The sequence below is a fragment of the Vreelandella arcis genome (assembly GCF_900103865.1).
GTDB lineage: Bacteria > Pseudomonadota > Gammaproteobacteria > Pseudomonadales > Halomonadaceae > Vreelandella > Vreelandella arcis.
In genome coordinates this window covers 302,756-320,470 of sequence record NZ_FNII01000003.1, presented here as the reverse complement: position 1 = coordinate 320,470, position 17,715 = coordinate 302,756, and the positions used below count along the sequence as shown (strand labels likewise).

The following is a 17,715-nucleotide window of genomic DNA, read 5'->3' as shown; positions in this document are numbered from 1 at the left end:
CCAAGCTCTGCCTCTGACAGGGTGGCGGTTTCGATAACCACGGCGAGCTTGGCGTCAGCTGACCATTCGTTGTCGCTTTGGGTGTAACCCGGCACAGGCACTCCTTTTTCTCGACACTGTTTTAACCAACTATACAGCGTCGCGTCAGAGATGCCTTCTTCCGTTGCGACCGATACCACACTGCGATTGTGGGGTGGCAACAACTTCTTCAGAACGGCTGCTTTACGCTCTACAGAATAACGTGGCACAAGGACTCCATGCCGCTCCCTCTGGATTAGATTTAGGCGATATCGCCAACCGGACAACTAGGCTGACAGAGGGGGTTAACCTGCAAAGGGCGTAAAAGTGGGTAATGATTTTATGTTCTGTTGAGCTAAAATCGTGACCAAAGGTTCCATCCGAAATTCGATCCGCCAATTCCTGAAAAGTATCCTCAGCTTTTTTCATGAATCCGCGCTCGGCATGTTGATTCCAAACGCGTTTCGCACAAAAAAGTTTGTCCTTTGGCTTGCAGGAGATAGTTTTTCGTTGATCTTTAAGAAAAACAGACACGAAGCCGCTCTGCTGAACAAAACGCCCAATGCTAGCCGCTGGGAAAACGTGCTGGTTAATTGTCAAACCGTGAGGATTACCGCTTTGCGTTTTTTCGTAGCACATAGGGGTCAGCCATAGAAAACAGAGCTAAACAGCGCGCAGAATAGGCGCGCTCGGTAGGGGATTGAAACCGGGATCGAAATTTCAGCGCCTTGTATGGTTGAATCCCAACGCCAGTGCTGGGCAGAAGACGACTATCAGACATCAGCCGATGCTTCCATTTTAAATTCGCCCTGACATTATACTCACCGAAGACGAGGTCGCACCGCAGTAGTGAAAAAGGCTCGCGAAGGCTACACACTCGCAGTCTTTTTCACTGCTTCATAACCTCTCACTCGTCTTATAATGAAGCATTACGCTGTGCCGTTTCCACCTGACTCGGTGTCATTCGCGACTCCAGACTATCGCGAGCTTGCGCTGCGGAGGGCGCCCCTTGGGCAGCTGCCCTAGACAGCCATACATACGCTTCAACATAGTCGCGTGGTACGCCTTCACCGTTGGCATACAACTTCCCGATGTTTCGTTGCGCAGAACTATTACCATGCTGAGCAGCAAGTAAGTACCATTCTGCTGCCTTTTGGATATCTCTAACCATGGTGTGTCCAGTCTCATATTCCATGCCGAGAGCTAGTTCAGCCTCAACAATGCCTTGCTCAGCCGCCTTCTTAAGCCAATAGATTCCCTTGTCTACGTCCTCATTAACCCCATAGCCATCCACATACATTTCACCAATACGTAGCTGACCATAAAGGTTTTCATTTTCAGCTGCTTTTAGGAACCACTCAGCTGCTTCAGTAATATTATCATCAGCCATACGCGTTTCTTTTACCAACAGCTCTCCCAGCATTACCATTGCTTCAACATTTCCTTGGGCAGCAGATCTCTGATACCAATTTTTAGCATCGCCACTTTTGGACGTAAGTAGGATATTTCCAGATGGCGACTTGATTACGCTATCAATCGTTGATTGAGTGATTTCTGTGGTCATAAATTCGTAATATTGATATGGGTCGTAGAGCCTTCCGAGCATTAATTGAGCCGTATGATTTCCTTTTTCTGCCGCCTCAAGATAATTTTGTAGCATCTGGACAGCGTCCACGGATACACCAAGGCCGTATTGGTATCTCGCACCAAGTACAGCCTGAGCTGAAGCATTGCCGAAGTGGGCAAGCAGCCGAATCTCCCAAAGATAACCGTCATCGAGCTTGTCGAGAATAATGCGGGGTGGATCGTCGGTTAGCGTACCCGCAGCTATCCGCTGTTCGTCGTTATGCATACGAAAGTAGCCGAGTGTTGCTGCGCCTGTAGCGATAAGCACTACAACGCTGATTAGCGCCACGAGTATTTTTTTCTTCACGACTTTTGCCCTTTAGTAAACATAGATGGCTCTTTTGGATCGGCATTTTAGAAGCCAGATATAGCATTTAGCGGCGATGTAGAATTTCATCTGAATTTTTTTATTTTGTGATATTATTTCATGTTATTACTTTTGATTGTAATGCTTCAAAAGCCGATTTTATAACTGGCAATAATGGCTTTTCCTCTCCATCTTCAAGGACAGCGAATACAACCACAGCTTCTCCAAAAGTGCCTTCACCGAAAGGCGCATAAAATAATCCTGGGGTGCTGGATATTTGTGATGACGCTGAGACTTTACGTTTCTGGTTTGCAAGCTTGGCATGTTTAGTGGCGTCAGCGATATCCCATATTAACTGAAAATCAGGGCAGTCATTGAGCATTTCACGTCGCTTAAAATTCACCCGTTTATTCATTATGCATCGTTCGGTTGCTATCTCATCTTCCTGTGCAAGATGGTCTACCATGTGATTTAGAATTAGTGCAGATAGAAGTCCGCGCCTAAGGTCGTGCGGGTTATTTATAAAATCTTCAACAGTTGGTTTGGCCATTAAATTGAAGTAATCTTTCGCTGTTGATGGCATAGTTTTCTATACTGCCTTGAAGGTATTAGATAGTGTAACTGATGCACCGTCTGAACGCTCTAGCGCGCTCAGTGACATTAATGCATACTTGATCGCCTAATAAGCTGTTGGAATTTTTTGTCATAATGAAATTTCGGCATAGTCGTGATGGCTGAATAACAAGCTTAAACGTAGCTATCTGCATTTTCCAGAATGTCCGCTCAGGGTCGAAAGCAGCCTGTCGCTGGTGCTTCATAGCCACAATAGAAAGTGCCCCCATTGACAGCCAACAACCCGTTCTCGAAATCAGCTTAGTCTTGACGCTAGCAGACTATGCTTACCGCCGTCACTAGAAAATAGTCACGCGCCTAATGCTTTTTCTCACCTTCGCCTCCCTCAACCGAACACGGTAAGCTTGGCGGCATTACCGCTACAGATTAAGTATTTGATGATGACTTCCCACTGGATACTCGGCCCCGGCGCCATTGGTCGCTTGCTGGCCCATTCCCTTTCGCCGTTGGCTGCCGTTACTTTGATTGGCCGTCGAGCGCTACCTGGGCAGCAAACGCTGACCACGCCGGAAGGCGAACGGCGGGGGCAACGGTTGAATACGCTCACCGTTGCCCAATTAGGCGCTGACGCGCATGAAGCGCCCGACTTTGTGCATATCACCACCAAGGCCATGGCGGCAGAAGCGGCGCTCGAAAGCATCGCGAGCGTGATCCCCCCTTCTACTCCGCTGGTTCTGTGGCAAAACGGTTTTTTGGCTCAGCCGCGTATTACTCAGTCGTGGCCGGGGCCGGTGCTGTGTGCGACCACCACGCAAGGCGCCTATCTAACGGGAGACGGCAACGTGGTACATGCGGGGCGCGGGCCGACGTTTATGGGTGACTTAAATAATCAGCATGACGCGCTGGCAGAAGCACTGGCCCAATCACTGTCACAGGCAGGCTTTTCCGCCACGGCAGTAAATGATATTCGAAGCCGCTTATGGCAGAAGCTGGCGGTAAACGCGGCGATTAACCCGCTAGTAGCATTGCATAGGGTGCGTAACGGTGAATTACGCGACCCTGCGTATGCAGGCCGTGTAGAGGCGGTGGTGCAGGAGGTAGCGGCGATCATGCAGGCTGAAGGCGTTCCTTCACCTAGTGGTGGCCATGACGAGGAAGCGTGGCAGGCGCTGGTGTGGCAAGTGGTGCAAAACACGGCCAACAACAAGGCGTCGATGCTGCAGGATGTGGAGGCCAAGCGCCCCACCGAGCGTGGGGCCATTCTGGGGCCGTTGATTGAAAGTGCCCAGCACCATGGGTTGCCATGTGAGGTGTTACAAACGCTTGATGCCGAGATCGCGGCGTTGGAGGCCAGCTACCTGAATGCTGCTAGACATTAAGTCCCAGCACCGGATAAAGCGAGGCAACGAGCAACACGGCCATGGCGATATTGAACACCCGGTAACGCCGGGGGCTGGTCAACCATTGGCGCACCACCAGGCCCAACCACGCCCATATCGAAATCGCGGGAAAACTGACCATGGCAAACACGCTCGCCACCAGCACGACGGATAGCAGTGTATGGTCCGGTGCGTAGAGCGTAATCGCCGAAAGGCACATCGCCCAGGCTTTGGGGTTCACCCACTGAAAGGCGGCGGCCTGCAAAAACGTCATGGGCGTGCCTTTTTCATCTGTCGTTTGCAGCGGCGCGGCATTGGCCACTTTCCACGCCAGCCAAAGCAGATAGGTAATGGAAACAGCTTGCAGCAGCGTATTGAGTACCGGGTATGTGTCAAAAAGCGTCATCAGCCCGCCGCCTACCACCAATACCATCACGCTCACGCCCACCATAATACCCAGCATGTGCGGCAAGGTTCGTTTAAACCCGTAGTTTGCGCCCGATGCCATAAGCATCAGGTTGTTGGGGCCGGGGGTTACCGTGGTCACAAAAGCGAAGGCTATCAAAGCCACGAGGATAGATGCGTTCATCGGCGCTATCTCTATATAAGGTGTATAGCGTAGAATTTTACGTTCAAATAGGCGCAATTATGCGCCTAATATCCACGCGTAACGCCAAAAAACACAATCAATCATGAAAATAGACGCTATTGACCGCAGAATCTTGCAAGCTCTGAAACAAGACGGAAAAATCAGTAACGTTCAGCTAGCTCAACGCATTGATCTTTCTGCCTCAGCCTGTTTGCGTCGCGTCCAGGAGCTTGAAAAGAATGGCGTCATCAAGGGCTACCGAGTTGTCACCGCGCCGGAGCACCTGGGCAGAGGTTTTGTGGCCTATGTCACGGTTGGTTTGTCGTCGCATACCAAAGCCGCCCAGGAAGAGTTCGAGCGTGCCATGCTGGTAGCCCAGGAAGTCGCTGAATGTCATAACATTGCGGGCTCTTTTGAATTTCTGCTGCGTATCGAAACAAAAGACCTGGCGAGCTATAAGCGATTTCACACGGATGTACTGGGCACGCAGAACCATGTCAGTGCCATCACCACCTATATCGTAATGAATTCAGCAAAAGATGAGCGCGGCTGATCACTCTTTCTCTACCGTTGCCTAACGCTCACGCGACGGGAATCATCACCACCTTTTGGAAGCTGGGTAGGTCAGTGAGCTGTTGATACCAACGCTCCAGATGAGGACGCGGCTGCCAGCTGAGCCCGCAGTTAAACAGGTTATAAACCGACGGCGCGATGGCAATATCGCCCAGGCCAAACGCTTCTCCGGAGAACCAGCGCTGCGCGGCCAGGGCGTCGTCCATCATGCCAAATAACTCTTCACAGCGTTGCATGGCCGCCTCGATAGCGGCGTGGTCTCGCTGCTCGGGTGGCGTTCTGACATAGCCCGACAAAATGGCGCGGTGCTGGAGCGACAGAGGCCCGATGGACCAGTCCATCCACTTCTCGGCTTGGGCGCGCTTGGCGGGTGCCTCGATCCAAAGTTTGCCCTGACCGTACTGGGCCGACAAGTAACGAATAATGGTGTTGGACTCCCACAACAGGCTGTCGGTGGCCTCGTCGCGCAGCAACGGAACCAGCCCGTTGGGGTTCATCGCCAAGTACTCTGGGGTCTTATTGACCCCATGCTGAAGCCCGGCCTGGATTTGCTCGTAGGGCAATGCCAGCTCGTCCAGCACCCAGCGGACTTTCTTGACGTTGGTGGAGTTATCGCGGCCCCAGAGTGTGATCATGGCAATTCCTTTAGGCGTTAGATTCGTTGTCCTGATAAAAGCGCATCAGGCTCGAAAAGTCTAACTTGCCGTTACCGTTGGCTTTATGGAAGGTAAACAGCGAGCGGGCGGCGGAGCCCATGGGCACCGGCGAGGCGCTTAGCTGGCTGACGTCCATCGCGAGGCCTAAGTCTTTGATCATCAAATCGACCTGGAAGCCGCCCTGGTAGCCTTTCGAGGCCGGGGCATTTTCCATCACGCCTGGGTAGGGGTTGTACACGTTGAGCGCCCAGTTACCGCCGGAGCTTTGCTTCATGATTTCTGAAAGCACCGCCGGATCCAGGCCGTTCTTGACACCCATGTTGATCGCCTCGCAGGTGCCCGCCATCAGGATCGACAGCAACATGTTGTTGCACACCTTGGCAATTTGCCCGGCCCCATGATCCCCCGCGTGGAAGATATTTTTGCCCATCGCGTCCAGCACGGGCTTAGCCTGCTCGAACTGGGCATCAGAGCCGCCGACGATAAACGTTAGCGTGCCCGCCTGAGCACCGCCTACCCCACCAGAAACCGGCGCATCGACAAAACCAATGCCTTTCTCAGCGCCGGCGGCGGCCACGTCGCGTGCTGTATCGGCATCGATGGTCGAACAGTCGATAACGAGTGCGCTTGATTTAATCGAGTCAAACAGCGGTGCGTCCCCTTCCGCGTAAAGGCCCATCACGTGCTTGCCGGCGGGCAGCATTGAGATAACGTAATCCGCCTCGGCGACGGCGTCCTGGGCGGAGTTTGCTACATCGCAGCCTTGGGATTTCGCGGTTTCCAAGACGCTATCCGAGAGGTCGAAAGCACACACCCGATAACCCGCTTTGACCAAGTTTGCGGCCATCGGGCCACCCATATTGCCTAAGCCGATAAATGCGACTGTTGTTGTCATCAGTATTGTCCTTATTATCCAGTGAGAAAACGCTAGCGAAGATCCTCAAGCGGGTTATTCGCCCATGGCGGCGTTAGCAGTTCGTCGATGAAAGACGCCTCAACCGAGCCCACATCGGGATACGTCCACGCGGGCTGGCCGTCTTTATCCACCAACAAGGCGCGTACGCCTTCAGGAAACTCGCGGTGGCGGCAACACTGCACTGAAAGCGCTAGCTCTGCCTGAAACACCTCGGCTAACGACATGTGCTTGGCCCGCTTGAGTTGCTCGTCGATCAGCGTGATGGACACCGGGCTGCCGTGGGCGAGCGTTTTTTGCGCTTTGCTAAACCATTTATCGTCGCTTTTGACAGCGCTTATGGCCGCGACAATTTGCTCAATGGTGTCGTGATCCATCAGCTCGCGGATCAATGGCGAGAATTTATATACCGGCGCTTCGAGCTCCGCGAACACCGGCTGCGAGGTCTGCTCTAGTTCACGCAAAATACGGTTGACCACACCGTGGGTGTCGGTCTGCTCGCCTTCGCCCCATGGGGCTTGGGTTAGCTTTTTGGCCAGTTCATCCCGCTGGTCGCTGGCGATAGCGCGGTCGGCTAAGCCTAAGTGCACGGCATCCGGCGCGTTGATCTGGCTGCCGGTCATGGCGAGAAAGCGCCCGGTGCCGCTGGGTAGGCGGTTTAAGAACCAGCTTGCGCCGACATCCGGGTATAGCCCGATGGTGACTTCGGGCATCGCCAAACGTGAGGTTTCCGTCACCACGCGGTGACTGCTGGCACTCAGCAATCCCATGCCGCCGCCCATCACAATGCCATTCCCCCAGCAAATGACCGGTTTTGGGTAGGTATGCAGCGTGTAATCCAGGCGGTACTCATGGTTAAAAAAGCGTTCGGGGAAATCCGGGTCGCCTTCGCCTTTAATCGCTTTATACAGATTGACAACATCGCCACCGGCGCAGAAGGCTTTTTCTCCGGCGCTGTCCAGCAGCACGGCAACAACGCGCTCGTCGTCCTGCCATTCGGCCAGGCGGGGCAGTATTTCGTCGATCATTTCCAAGGTCAGGGCGTTCAGCGAACGCTCGGCATTGAGGGTAATCTCCGCAATGACGTGACCGTCCTGGGTAGGGTGTTCGGTAAACAGTACGCTACTCATCTCACCTTCCTTATTCGGGCCATTACCACAACAATGTGAACAGCGGCATGGCGATTCAACGCTTACAGCTCAGCCGCCCCATCCGCCAACACGCGGCGAGAAATGATCAGGCGCATGATCTCGTTGGTGCCTTCCAGAATACGATGCACACGCGTATCGCGCACAAAGCGTTCCATCGGGTACTCCTTGATATAGCCGTTGCCGCCATAAAGCTGTAGCGCTTCATCACACACCTTAAAGCCTACATCGGTGGCAAAGCGCTTGGCCATGGCGCAGTAAGTGATGGCGTCGGGATCGCCGGCATCCAGCTTGGTGGCGGCTAAACGTACCATCTGCCGTGCAGCGACCAGCTCGGTGACCATATCGGCGAGGCGGAACTGTAGCGCCTGGAAATCCGCCAGGCGTTTGCCGAACTGCTTGCGCTCCCGCATATAGTCCCGCGCTTCATTTATGGCCTGCTGAGCGGTGCCAATCGAGCAGGTGGCGATGTTGATGCGCCCACCATCCAAGCCTTTCATGGCGATTTTGAAGCCATCGCCTTCGTTGCCCAGAATCTGATGCGCGGGCACCCGGACATCTTCGAAAGTGATCGTGCGGGTGGGTTGGCTGTTCCAGCCCATTTTGGCTTCTTTACGACCGTAACTAATACCTTGCGCATTCGCCTCCACCACAAAGGCGGAAACACCGCCGGCACCCTCTCCGCCCGTGCGGGCCATAACGATCAGCACATCGGTGCTGCCCGCCCCGGAAATAAACATTTTGCTACCATTAAGCAGGTAGTGGTCGCCATCGCGTTTAGCGGTGGTTTTAAGCGAGGCCGCGTCGGAACCTGAATTAGGCTCGGTCAGGCAGTAAGAGCCGAGCAGTTCGCCGGTGGCGAGTTTTGCGCCCCACTGTTCAACAGCGTCGGGCGTGCCAAAATCGGCCAGCATCCAGGTGACCATATTGTGGATGGTGAGATACGCCGTGGTAGAAGTGCAGCCCATCGACAGCTGTTCGAAGATAATGCTGGCATCCAGCCGGGAAAGGCCCAGCCCACCGACACTTTCCGGCGCGTAGAGCGAACAAAAGCCCAGCTCACCCGCTTTCCGAATCACATCGACAGGAAATATAGCCTCCTGATCCCACTCGGCGGCATGGGGGGCCAGCTCGTTTTGGGCAAAGGCCCGCGCCATATCAGCAAACGCAATCTGGTCTTCACTTAGCTCGAAATTCATGGCGGCTCTCCGCTAATGTGCGTACACACTAGCTGTTGTTGTGATAATTGACGTTTACGTTAACTTATCCATTTACCCAGCCACAAGCAACAACCTACCGCTTGCGACCTTAGGCGTAGGCACACCATTAAGCATAAAAAAGGGTGCCAAACGGCACCCAAAATGGACAGACTCGGTAAACAGTGCCGCCAATTAGCCTGACCGGCACCGTGAAGACTACTTAAAGTTTTTGCGGTACATTTTAGCCAGCTCGCCAACAATTCCACTGCGAAAACTAAGCACGCAGACCACAAAGATAATCCCCAGGATGACGCTCACCCAGTTACCGAGCGGCGATTGGGCAAGAAGGTGCTGCAGGCTAACCACTAGGCTTGCCCCCATCACCGGGCCTAACAAGGTGCCGACGCCGCCAAGCAACGTCATTAGAATCACCTCACCCGACATGTGCCAGTGCGCATCGGTCAGTGATGCCAACTGAAATACGACGGTTTTGGTGGAACCCGCCAAGCCCGCAATCGCTGCGGAAAGCACAAAGGCAAGCAACTTGTAGGCGTCCACGTTATAGCCCAGCGACACGGCGCGGGGCTCGTTTTCGCGAATCGCCTTTAACACCTGCCCGAATGGCGAGTTTACCGTGCGCTGAATTAACGCAAAGCCAAACAGGAAGATCGCAAACACAAAATAATACATGGCCATGTTATTGCTCAGGTTGATAAAGCCCAGCAACTCACCACGGGGTACACCATGCAGGCCATCTTCACCGCCGGTAAACGGCGCCTGGATATAAACAAAGAACATCAGCTGCGCCAGCGCCAGCGTCACCATGGCAAAGTAGATACCCTGACGTCGGATCGACAGCACGCCGAACAACACCCCCAACAACGTCGCCGAGAGCGTGCCGGCGATAATACCTAGTTCGGGCGTTAACCCAGGGTAGCTGGCCAGTAAATACCCAGTCACATAGCCACCGCTCGCCAGAAAAGCCGCATGCCCGAACGACAGCAGTCCCGCATAGCCCAACAGCAAGTTAAACGCGCAGGCAAACAGTGCAAAGCAGAGGATTTTCATTAAAAAAACAGGGTAGGCCAAGAACGGGGCGACCAAACCCACCGCTATCAGCGCGAGATAAAACAGCGTGCGGCGCTGTTTCGCCCGCCTCTGCCGTTCGACGACCATCGACGGCGCGGCGATCGCTTCGTGTTGAGATTGTGTCATGGCTTACGCCTCCTTACCGAACAGCCCTGCGGGGCGTAATAACAGCACTAAAATCATCACTAGAAAGATCACCGTATTGGCCGCCTCGGGGTAATACACTTTGGTTAGCCCCTCAATAATGCCCATCGACAACCCTGTAATGATGGCCCCCAAAATCGACCCCATCCCGCCGATAACGACGACAGCAAATACCACGATCAGCAGACTGGATCCCATGGTCGGCGATACAGGATAGAGCGGTGCTGCAAGCACGCCAGCAAAGGCGGCTAAACCAACGCCAAAGCCGTAGGTAAGTGTGATCAACAGCGGCACATTGACGCCAAAGGCCTGCATTAACTGCGAGTTCTCCGTTCCCGCCCGTAGATAGGCACCCAAGCGGGTGCGCTCAATCATAAACCAAGTAAAGAAACACATCGCCAACGCCGCCACTAATACCCAGCCGCGGTAAACCGGCAAGAACATAAAGCCCAGGTTCATCCCGCCTTGCAGCGCCTCTGGTGCGGAATAGCGCGCGCCTGACACCCCGAAGATGTTGACCAAGGTACCTTCGAAGATCAGCGCCAGGCCGAAGGTCAGCAGCAAGCCGTAAAGGTGATCCAGATGGGCAATGCGGCGGAGCAAAAAACGCTCCATCAGCATGCCGAAACAGCCCACTACCAACGGCACCAAGATAAGCGCCAGCCAGTAGTTGATACCTAAATAGCGAAAGCCAAGCAACGCGGCAAAAGCGCCCAGCATGTATTGCGCCCCATGGGCAAAGTTGACGATCTTCAATAAGCCGAAGATGACCGCCAAACCCAGACTGAGCAGCGCATAAAAGGCCCCGTTTACCAGGCCCAGCGTCAACTGCCCCATCAACACGGCCATGGGCACACCGAATATCATCATCATGGTATGACTCTCCCCGCCATCAAACGGGTAGCAGCCATCGGCTGCCACCCACGGTTGTTGCTCGGTTAATAGGCTGACTGGGCTTAGTTCTGCACCAGTTTGCACTGGCTCTCAGACAGCGGACGGTATGCTTCTTCGGCAGGAATGGTGCTGAGGATTTCGTAAAGATCCCACTCGCCGGTGGACTCCTCAGGTGTTTTCACCTGAGCAAGGTACATGTCGTGAACCATGCGGCCATCTTCACGAATACGACCGTTGCGAGCGAAAAAATCATCAATCGGCATTTCTGCCATTTGGGCGCGGACGGTTTCAGGGTCGTCGGTGCCAGCAGCTTCAACGGCTTTCAGGTAGTGCGTAGTGCTGGAGTAAATACCTGCCTGCACCATGGTGGGCATGCGGCCAACTTCATCAAAGTAGCGCTCGGCCCACTCGCGAGACTGCTCATCCATATCCCAGTACCAACCCGTGGTAAGCAGCAGGTTTTGGGTGGCTTCCAGGCCGAGCGCGTGAACATCATTCAAGAAAATCAACAGGCCCGCTAGTTGCTGGCCAGATTGCGTCAGACCAAACTGGCTCGCCGTGGTAATCGCATTCACCGTGTCGGAACCCGCGTTCGCCAAGCCAACAATCTTAGCGCCTGAGCCTTGGGCCTGAAGAATATACGAGGAGAAGTCGTTGGTCGGGAACGGGTGGCGCACGCCGCCAACAATTTCACCGCCGCTGGCTTCCACGACGCTGGTGACATCGGCTTCCAGCGCATGGCCAAAGGCGTAGTCCGCGGTCAGCATGAACCAGCTATCGCCGCCTTGCTCAACGACCGCTTTCGCCGTGCCGTTGGCCAGCGGATAGGTGTCGTATACCCAGTGAATGTGATTGGGGGTGCAATGCTCGTTGGTAATACTCGAGGCGGCCGAGCCTGACACGATGGCCAAGCCATCGTTTTCCTCAATCAAGTTGCTGACAGCAATCGATACTGATGAGGCGACTAATCCACCGACCATATCGACGTTGTCACTATCAATCCACTGACGAACTGTGTTCGCGCCCACATCGGCGCTATTGCGGTCATCGGCGCTGAAAATTTCGACAGGCGTTCCGTTTACGCTACCGCCAAAGTCCTCAACTGCCATCTCCATCGCGGTTAAGCCACCGGGACCAGCGAGGTCTCGATACGTGCCCGACATATCGGCCAAATAGCCAATGCGGATTTCGTCATCGCTCATTTGCGCCTGGGCCGCCGAGGCGACCAAGCTTGAGGCTGCGGCGGCGGCCACACAGTAGGCGAGCGTTTTCTTGTTGAATTTCATCATGTACTCCTGGCTCTCGGGAGCCTTTGTTGTTGTCATGCAGGCATTCGTTAGGTGCATACGTCCAGTAGCGCTAAAAGTCGTCTCGGCGTGTTATACCCCCAGCATTGAATTGAGATGCTCACGGCGCGAGGGCAGCTCGGCAGCGCTGATTTCCTCAACGATTTGGCCGTGCTCCATCACAAAGTGACGGTCCGCCAGCGGTGCGGCAAAACGGAAGTTCTGCTCCACCAGCACAATGGTCATTCCGCGCGCTTTGAGCTGCTCCAATACCTCACCCAGTTTCTGCACAATGACCGGCGCTAACCCTTCGGTGATTTCGTCAAGCAACAATAACCGCGCCCCGGTACGTAAAATGCGCGCCATGGCCAGCATCTGCTGCTCACCGCCGGACAGCCGTGTCCCCGGACTTTTGCGACGCTCGTATAAATTGGGGAACATGGCATAAATTTCATCCAGGCTCATGCCATCGGAGCGCACAGTAGGCGGCAGGAGTAGGTTTTCGTGTACATCAAGGCTGGCAAATATGCCCCGCTCTTCCGGGCAGTAGCCGATGCCCAGGCGAGGAATATGGTGAGGCTTCATCCGTAAGGTTTCGTTGCCGTTGATGACGATCGAACCGGAACGCCGCCCCACCATGTTCATAATGGATTTTAGGGTGGTGCTACGCCCAGCCCCGTTACGGCCCAGCAAGGTCACCAATTCGCCACGTTTCACATCAAAATTGACCCCGTGCAGAATATGCGATTCGCCATAGAAGGCATGCAGATCCTGTACACGCAGCATTTCTAATGACTGGGCCTCTGGCGCGCCTAAATGACTATGTGTCGCTTGAGCTTCAGCGGTGTTCATACGGCGGCGCCCTCTTTTCCAGTGCCATCTTCTTCGGCGGCATCGCTACCCATATAAGCCTCGCGCACCAGTGGATTGCGGGACACATTGTCGTAGTCGCCCTCAGCAAGCACAGCACCCCGCGCCAGCACGGTAATTCGGTCGCAAAGACGGCTTACCACGCTAAGATTGTGTTCAACCATCAACACGGTACGTCCTTTCGAGACACGTTTAATTAACGCCACAATGCGGTCGACGTCTTCAGCGCCCATTCCCTGAGTGGGTTCATCCAACAGCATCATGGTGGGATCAAGCGCCAGCGTGGTAGCAACTTCTAATGCACGCTTGCGGCCGTATGGCATCTCAACCGTTAAGGTATCGGCATACTCGCCAAGCCCAACTTCTTCCAGCAACGCCATCGCCCGGTCATTTAGGTGGTCGAGTGAGCTTTCCGACTTCCAAAAATGAAATGAGGTACCCAAGGGCCGCTGAAGCGCCACGCGCACGTTTTCTAGTGCGGTCATGTGTGCAAACACCGCTGAGATTTGAAACGAGCGCACTAAGCCAAGCCGGGCTATTTCATTGGATTTCATTGAGGTAATTGATTTACCGCGATAGAGAATCTCACCGCGAGTAGGCGACAGGAACTTGGTCAGCAGATTGAATACAGTGGTTTTGCCAGCGCCATTCGGCCCAATCAAGGCATGTATATGGCCTTCTTGTACCTGAAGATTGACATCATCCACTGCGGTAAAACCGCGAAATTCTTTGGTCAGCCCTCGCGTTTCGAGGACGGGCGCTTTCTGAACATCGTCTGCACACATGAAGTGGTAAGCCTCTTGTTGTTCTTGTGCTGACTCGGGAGACCTTGTCTAACGATAGCGCTCATCGCGTTGATCAGTGACTCCTCTATACCAGCCTCTTTCCTAAAGAACGGAAGTCGTTAGCCGGCAACGCATCCTTACCTGAACGTAAGGTGTAGATGCAAACTAGCAATCTCTCTTAGGTGATTACAATTACAACTTTGGTCTACGGACACAGAGAAAGCTATCCGAATAGCTCTATAAATAGATTAATTTCAGTTATTTAGGAAACTACAATGCCAAGCAGCAACGGACAACAATTGCTTTACGTTAACGTAAACTTGTTTTAGCCTCATGGTCAGTGTTCCATAGGGGCATGTCCTATTTCAGAGAAAAGTCACTATGAGCAAAACTTACTCGATCAGCGAACTGGCCAATGAGTTTGATTTAACCACCCGCAGTATTCGTTTTTACGAGGATCAAGAGCTGCTTCACCCAACTCGCCGCGGGCAAACCCGGGTCTACAGCAGCAAAGACCGGGTGCGCCTCAAACTGACCATTCGTGGCAAACGCCTTGGGTTTTCACTGGCCGAAATCCGCGAGCTTTTCGAGCTTTGGGATGAAACCCGCAGCGGCAGCAAAAAGCAGCTGCATTTAATGCTCAGCAAGATTGCCGAACGTCGATCAGCCCTCGATCAGCAAATGAAAGACATCACCATGGTGCAACTTGAGCTTGAAAGCGCAGAAATTCGCTGCCGCCAAGCCCTGGAAGAGCTTCATCAGACACAAAGAGAAGAAGAAAATCCCGAATCACCGGATCAAGCATCGCCCTCCTCCACCACCATGCACTGACTCGGCTCCATACCGCCAGCAAGACTAACAACAGGTGATTGACCATGTTTTCACACTACTCAGAACTCAATTATGGCCTTGATGACGAACTGAATATGCTGCGCGAGCAGGTCAACGCCTTCGCCGCCAGCGAAATTGCCCCCCGCGCCGCCGAGATCGACCAGGCCAATGAGTTTCCCAATGACTTATGGAAAAAATTTGGCGATATGGGCTTGCTGGGGATTACCGTTTCCGAAGAAGACGGCGGCAGCGGCATGGGTTATCTCGCTCACTGCGTTGCCATGGAGGAGATTTCTCGGGCCAGCGCTTCCGTCGCGCTATCTTATGGCGCGCACTCCAACCTGTGCGTGAACCAGATCAAGATCAACGCCTCCGCCGAGCAAAAAGCCAAGTACCTGCCCAAGTTAATGAGTGGTGACCATGTCGGCGCGTTGGCCATGTCCGAACCCGGCGCAGGATCCGACGTGGTGTCTATGCAATTGCGGGCCAAAAAAGACGGCGACCATTACATCCTCAACGGCAATAAGATGTGGATCACCAACGGCCCCGATGCCGATGTGCTGGTGGTGTACGCCAAAACCGACCCGGACGCCGGTTCCAAAGGCATCACGGCGTTTATTATCGAAAAAGGCATGCCCGGTTTCTCAACCGCCCAGAAGCTCGACAAGCTGGGCATGCGCGGCTCCAACACCTGCGAACTGGTGTTTCAGGACTGCAAAGTGCCCGCCGAAAACATTCTTGGTGATGAAGGCAAGGGCGTGCGCGTACTGATGGGCGGGCTCGACTACGAGCGCACCGTGCTCGCGGCAGGCCCCATCGGCATCATGCAGGCCGCCATGGACGTCGTAGTGCCCTACATTCACGAGCGCAAGCAGTTCAATCAGTCAATTGGCGAATTCCAACTGGTTCAGGGCAAGGTCGCCGATATGTACACCACGCTCAACGCCTGCCGCGCTTATTTATATGCCGTCGCCGGTGCCTGCGATCGCGGCCAGACCTCGCGCAAAGATGCCGCCGGGGTGATTTTGTACTGTGCGGAAAAAGCCACCCAAGTCGCGCTGGACGCTATCCAACTGCTCGGCGGTAACGGCTATATCAACGAATACCCCACCGGTCGACTGCTGCGCGATGCCAAGCTGTATGAAATCGGCGCGGGCACCAGCGAGATTCGGCGGATGTTGATTGGCCGCGAACTCTTTAACGAAAGTAAGTAAGGGTCGCGTTATGAGCACTATCAATAGCCAAATCAACCCGCGCAGCGACGTCTTTCAAGCCAACGAAGCATCGATGCTGAGTGAAGTCAGCAAGCTGCGCGAACTTACCGCAGCGGTTGCCCAAGGCGGCGGCGCCAAAGCCCGCGAGCGACACGAAAGCCGGGGCAAGCTGTTTGTCCGTGACCGCATCGATCATTTAATCGATGAAGGCTCGCCGTTTTTAGAGTTTTCCGCGCTGGCCGCTCATCACGTATATGAAAGCGACATACCCGCGGCGGGTGTGGTCACCGGCATCGGCCGCGTTTCCGGCGTTGAATGCGTGATTGTCGCCAACGACGCCACGGTCAAAGGCGGCACCTATTTTCCGCTAACGGTCAAAAAGCACCTGCGCGCCCAGGAAATCGCCCGCAAGCACCGCCTGCCGTGTATTTATCTGGTCGATTCCGGCGGCGCCTTTCTGCCCCGCCAGGATGAGGTCTTCCCCGACCGCGACCACTTCGGGCGTATCTTCTACAACCAAGCGACCATGTCCGCCGAGGGCATTCCGCAAATTGCCGTCGTGATGGGCTCCTGTACCGCAGGCGGCGCCTACGTGCCCGCCATGGCCGATGAATCGATCATCGTCAAAGAGCAAGGCACGATTTTCCTCGGCGGCCCGCCCTTGGTAAAAGCCGCCACCGGCGAAAGCATCAGCGCTGAAGACCTGGGCGGCGCGGATGTTCACGCCAAAGTCAGCGGTGTGGCCGACCACTACGCGGAAAACGACGCCCACGCGCTGCAGCTGGCTCGCGCCTGCGTATCGCGCCTCAACTGGCAAAAGCGCGGCCAACTGGCCATGCAGGCACCCAAACCGCCCAAGCTCGACCCATCAGAGCTATACGGCATTGTTGGCACGGATCTTAAAAAACCTTACGACGTCCGCGAAGTGATTGGCCGTATCGTCGACAACTCGGGCTTTGACGAATTCAAACGCTATTACGGCGATACGCTAGTCACCGGCTTTGCCCATATCCATGGTTACCCGGTGGGCATTGTGGCTAACAACGGTGTGCTGTTTTCTGAAAGTGCCGTGAAAGGTGCTCACTTCATCGAGCTGTGCGCACAGCGCAAGATTCCGCTGATATTCCTGCAGAACATTACCGGCTTTATGGTCGGCTCCAAGTACGAGCACGAAGGCATTGCCAAGCACGGCGCCAAGCTGGTCACCGCCGTGGCCTGCGCCAAGGTGCCCAAATACACCGTATTGATTGGCGGTAGTTTTGGCGCCGGTAACTACGGCATGTGCGGTCGCGCCTATGACCCGAACCTATTGTTTATGTGGCCCAACGCGCGTATTTCAGTGATGGGGGGCGAACAGGCGGCGGGCGTGCTGTCCCAGGTAAAACGCGAGCAGTACGAGCGCGAAGGCCGCGAATGGACGCCGCAGGAAGAAGAAGCCTTCAAACAACCTACCCGTGAGCAGTACGAGCACCAGGGCCACCCTCATTACGCCAGCGCTCGGCTGTGGGATGACGGTGTGATTGATCCGCTGCAAACCCGCGATGTGCTCGGTCTGTCGTTAGCGGCTGCTATGAACGCCGAGATTGAAGAGACACGCTTTGGCGTGTTCCGAATGTAGGGG

Annotated in this window: 19 protein-coding genes; 6 read left to right on the top strand and 13 right to left on the bottom strand. The window is 54.5% G+C overall.

The features are described from left to right. A partial coding sequence (locus tag BLR97_RS05225; RefSeq protein WP_170832977.1) for a transposase occupies positions 1-248 on the bottom strand: 248 nt, incomplete at its 3' end. A gap of 133 nt (positions 249-381) precedes the next feature. Between BLR97_RS05225 and BLR97_RS19545 the strand changes: the two genes are divergently transcribed. Then, positions 382-672, top strand: coding sequence for a hypothetical protein (locus BLR97_RS19545; protein WP_139172898.1), 291 nt, complete (start codon positions 382-384; stop codon positions 670-672). A 262-nt stretch (positions 673-934) separates the two neighbouring features. Here the strand turns inward: BLR97_RS19545 and BLR97_RS05220 are convergent, their stop codons facing one another. Both BLR97_RS05220 and BLR97_RS05215 read right to left on the bottom strand, forming a co-directional pair. Next, complete coding sequence (locus BLR97_RS05220) at positions 935-1,951, bottom strand: tetratricopeptide repeat protein (protein ID WP_089703202.1); 1,017 nt, start codon at positions 1,949-1,951, stop codon at positions 935-937. Between the two features lie 118 nt (positions 1,952-2,069). Beyond that, positions 2,070-2,534, bottom strand: coding sequence for a hypothetical protein (locus tag BLR97_RS05215; protein ID WP_089703200.1), 465 nt, complete (start codon positions 2,532-2,534; stop codon positions 2,070-2,072). 430 nt (positions 2,535-2,964) lie between these two features. On the opposite strand from BLR97_RS05215, the gene BLR97_RS05210 reads away from it, so the two are divergent. Continuing rightward, positions 2,965-3,903 (top strand): ketopantoate reductase family protein, encoded by a 939-nt coding sequence (locus tag BLR97_RS05210; protein ID WP_089703224.1) that lies wholly within the window; start codon positions 2,965-2,967, stop codon positions 3,901-3,903. Here the strand turns inward: BLR97_RS05210 and BLR97_RS05205 are convergent. Next, the gene (locus BLR97_RS05205) at positions 3,893-4,492 is read right to left on the bottom strand and encodes a LysE family translocator (protein ID WP_089703198.1); all 600 of its coding nucleotides are present in this window, start codon (positions 4,490-4,492) and stop codon (positions 3,893-3,895) included. The genes BLR97_RS05210 and BLR97_RS05205 overlap by 11 nt on opposite strands. A gap of 103 nt (positions 4,493-4,595) precedes the next feature. Here BLR97_RS05205 and BLR97_RS05200 point away from each other — a divergent pair, with 103 nt between their 5' ends. Continuing rightward, positions 4,596-5,045: an Lrp/AsnC family transcriptional regulator gene (locus BLR97_RS05200; RefSeq protein WP_089703196.1), complete on the top strand. Its 450-nt coding sequence runs from the start codon at positions 4,596-4,598 to the stop codon at positions 5,043-5,045. A 28-nt stretch (positions 5,046-5,073) separates the two neighbouring features. On the opposite strand, the gene BLR97_RS05195 is transcribed toward BLR97_RS05200, so the two are convergent. From BLR97_RS05195 to BLR97_RS05155, 9 genes are all read right to left on the bottom strand, one after another. Further along, positions 5,074-5,700 carry a glutathione S-transferase family protein gene (locus tag BLR97_RS05195; RefSeq protein ID WP_089703194.1) on the bottom strand — a complete coding sequence of 209 codons (627 nt, stop codon included), beginning with the start codon at positions 5,698-5,700 and terminating at the stop codon, positions 5,074-5,076. 10 nt (positions 5,701-5,710) lie between these two features. Continuing rightward, on the bottom strand, positions 5,711-6,616 hold the full coding sequence (mmsB, locus tag BLR97_RS05190) for a 3-hydroxyisobutyrate dehydrogenase (RefSeq protein WP_089703192.1): 906 nt from the start codon (positions 6,614-6,616) through the stop codon (positions 5,711-5,713). Between the two features lie 32 nt (positions 6,617-6,648). Further along, positions 6,649-7,764, bottom strand: coding sequence for an enoyl-CoA hydratase/isomerase family protein (locus BLR97_RS05185; protein WP_089703190.1), 1,116 nt, complete (start codon positions 7,762-7,764; stop codon positions 6,649-6,651). Between the two features lie 62 nt (positions 7,765-7,826). Next, positions 7,827-8,981 (bottom strand): acyl-CoA dehydrogenase family protein, encoded by a 1,155-nt coding sequence (locus BLR97_RS05180; protein WP_089703188.1) that lies wholly within the window; start codon positions 8,979-8,981, stop codon positions 7,827-7,829. A 216-nt stretch (positions 8,982-9,197) separates the two neighbouring features. Then, positions 9,198-10,196, bottom strand: coding sequence for a branched-chain amino acid ABC transporter permease (locus BLR97_RS05175; protein WP_089703186.1), 999 nt, complete (start codon positions 10,194-10,196; stop codon positions 9,198-9,200). Positions 10,197-10,199: 3 nt separating this feature from the next. Beyond that, complete coding sequence (locus tag BLR97_RS05170; RefSeq protein WP_089703184.1) at positions 10,200-11,087, bottom strand: branched-chain amino acid ABC transporter permease; 888 nt, start codon at positions 11,085-11,087, stop codon at positions 10,200-10,202. An 83-nt stretch (positions 11,088-11,170) separates the two neighbouring features. Next, entirely contained in the window at positions 11,171-12,394 is a 1,224-nt protein-coding gene (locus tag BLR97_RS05165; RefSeq protein ID WP_089703182.1) for an ABC transporter substrate-binding protein, read from the bottom strand. Between the two features lie 93 nt (positions 12,395-12,487). Next, a complete protein-coding gene (locus BLR97_RS05160; RefSeq protein WP_089703180.1) occupies positions 12,488-13,246 on the bottom strand; it encodes an ABC transporter ATP-binding protein in 759 nt (252 codons plus the stop codon). After that, a complete protein-coding gene (locus tag BLR97_RS05155) occupies positions 13,243-14,049 on the bottom strand; it encodes an ABC transporter ATP-binding protein (RefSeq protein WP_089703178.1) in 807 nt (268 codons plus the stop codon). Before BLR97_RS05155 ends, BLR97_RS05160 begins: the two co-directional genes overlap by 4 nt. A 381-nt stretch (positions 14,050-14,430) precedes the next feature. On the opposite strand from BLR97_RS05155, the gene BLR97_RS05150 reads away from it, so the two are divergent. Genes BLR97_RS05150 through BLR97_RS05140 form a run of 3 tightly spaced genes read left to right on the top strand, consistent with a single transcriptional unit; the run spans position 14,431 to position 17,712 of the window. Next, positions 14,431-14,880, top strand: coding sequence for a MerR family transcriptional regulator (locus BLR97_RS05150; RefSeq protein ID WP_089703176.1), 450 nt, complete (start codon positions 14,431-14,433; stop codon positions 14,878-14,880). Positions 14,881-14,924: 44 nt separating this feature from the next. Next, on the top strand, positions 14,925-16,094 hold the full coding sequence (locus BLR97_RS05145; RefSeq protein ID WP_089703174.1) for an isovaleryl-CoA dehydrogenase: 1,170 nt from the start codon (positions 14,925-14,927) through the stop codon (positions 16,092-16,094). A gap of 10 nt (positions 16,095-16,104) precedes the next feature. Further along, positions 16,105-17,712: a carboxyl transferase domain-containing protein gene (locus BLR97_RS05140; RefSeq protein ID WP_089703172.1), complete on the top strand. Its 1,608-nt coding sequence runs from the start codon at positions 16,105-16,107 to the stop codon at positions 17,710-17,712. Positions 17,713-17,715: the final 3 nt, after the last annotated feature.

Bases quoted from the DNA above. Each gene is read 5' to 3' on its own strand.
- BLR97_RS05215 (WP_089703200.1), bottom strand. From the start codon at position 2,534: ATGCCATCAACAGCGAAAGATTACTTCAATTTAATGGCCAAACCAACT.
- BLR97_RS05210 (WP_089703224.1), top strand. From the start codon at position 2,965: ATGACTTCCCACTGGATACTCGGCCCCGGCGCCATTGGTCGCTTGCTG.
- BLR97_RS05205 (WP_089703198.1), bottom strand. From the start codon at position 4,492: ATGAACGCATCTATCCTCGTGGCTTTGATAGCCTTCGCTTTTGTGACC.
- BLR97_RS05200 (WP_089703196.1), top strand. From the start codon at position 4,596: ATGAAAATAGACGCTATTGACCGCAGAATCTTGCAAGCTCTGAAACAA.
- BLR97_RS05195 (WP_089703194.1), bottom strand. From the start codon at position 5,700: ATGATCACACTCTGGGGCCGCGATAACTCCACCAACGTCAAGAAAGTC.
- mmsB (WP_089703192.1), bottom strand. From the start codon at position 6,616: ATGACAACAACAGTCGCATTTATCGGCTTAGGCAATATGGGTGGCCCG.
- BLR97_RS05185 (WP_089703190.1), bottom strand. From the start codon at position 7,764: ATGAGTAGCGTACTGTTTACCGAACACCCTACCCAGGACGGTCACGTC.
- BLR97_RS05180 (WP_089703188.1), bottom strand. From the start codon at position 8,981: ATGAATTTCGAGCTAAGTGAAGACCAGATTGCGTTTGCTGATATGGCG.
- BLR97_RS05175 (WP_089703186.1), bottom strand. From the start codon at position 10,196: ATGACACAATCTCAACACGAAGCGATCGCCGCGCCGTCGATGGTCGTC.
- BLR97_RS05170 (WP_089703184.1), bottom strand. From the start codon at position 11,087: ATGATGATGATATTCGGTGTGCCCATGGCCGTGTTGATGGGGCAGTTG.
- BLR97_RS05165 (WP_089703182.1), bottom strand. From the start codon at position 12,394: ATGAAATTCAACAAGAAAACGCTCGCCTACTGTGTGGCCGCCGCCGCA.
- BLR97_RS05160 (WP_089703180.1), bottom strand. From the start codon at position 13,246: ATGAACACCGCTGAAGCTCAAGCGACACATAGTCATTTAGGCGCGCCA.
- BLR97_RS05155 (WP_089703178.1), bottom strand. From the start codon at position 14,049: ATGTGTGCAGACGATGTTCAGAAAGCGCCCGTCCTCGAAACGCGAGGG.
- BLR97_RS05150 (WP_089703176.1), top strand. From the start codon at position 14,431: ATGAGCAAAACTTACTCGATCAGCGAACTGGCCAATGAGTTTGATTTA.
- BLR97_RS05145 (WP_089703174.1), top strand. From the start codon at position 14,925: ATGTTTTCACACTACTCAGAACTCAATTATGGCCTTGATGACGAACTG.
- BLR97_RS05140 (WP_089703172.1), top strand. From the start codon at position 16,105: ATGAGCACTATCAATAGCCAAATCAACCCGCGCAGCGACGTCTTTCAA.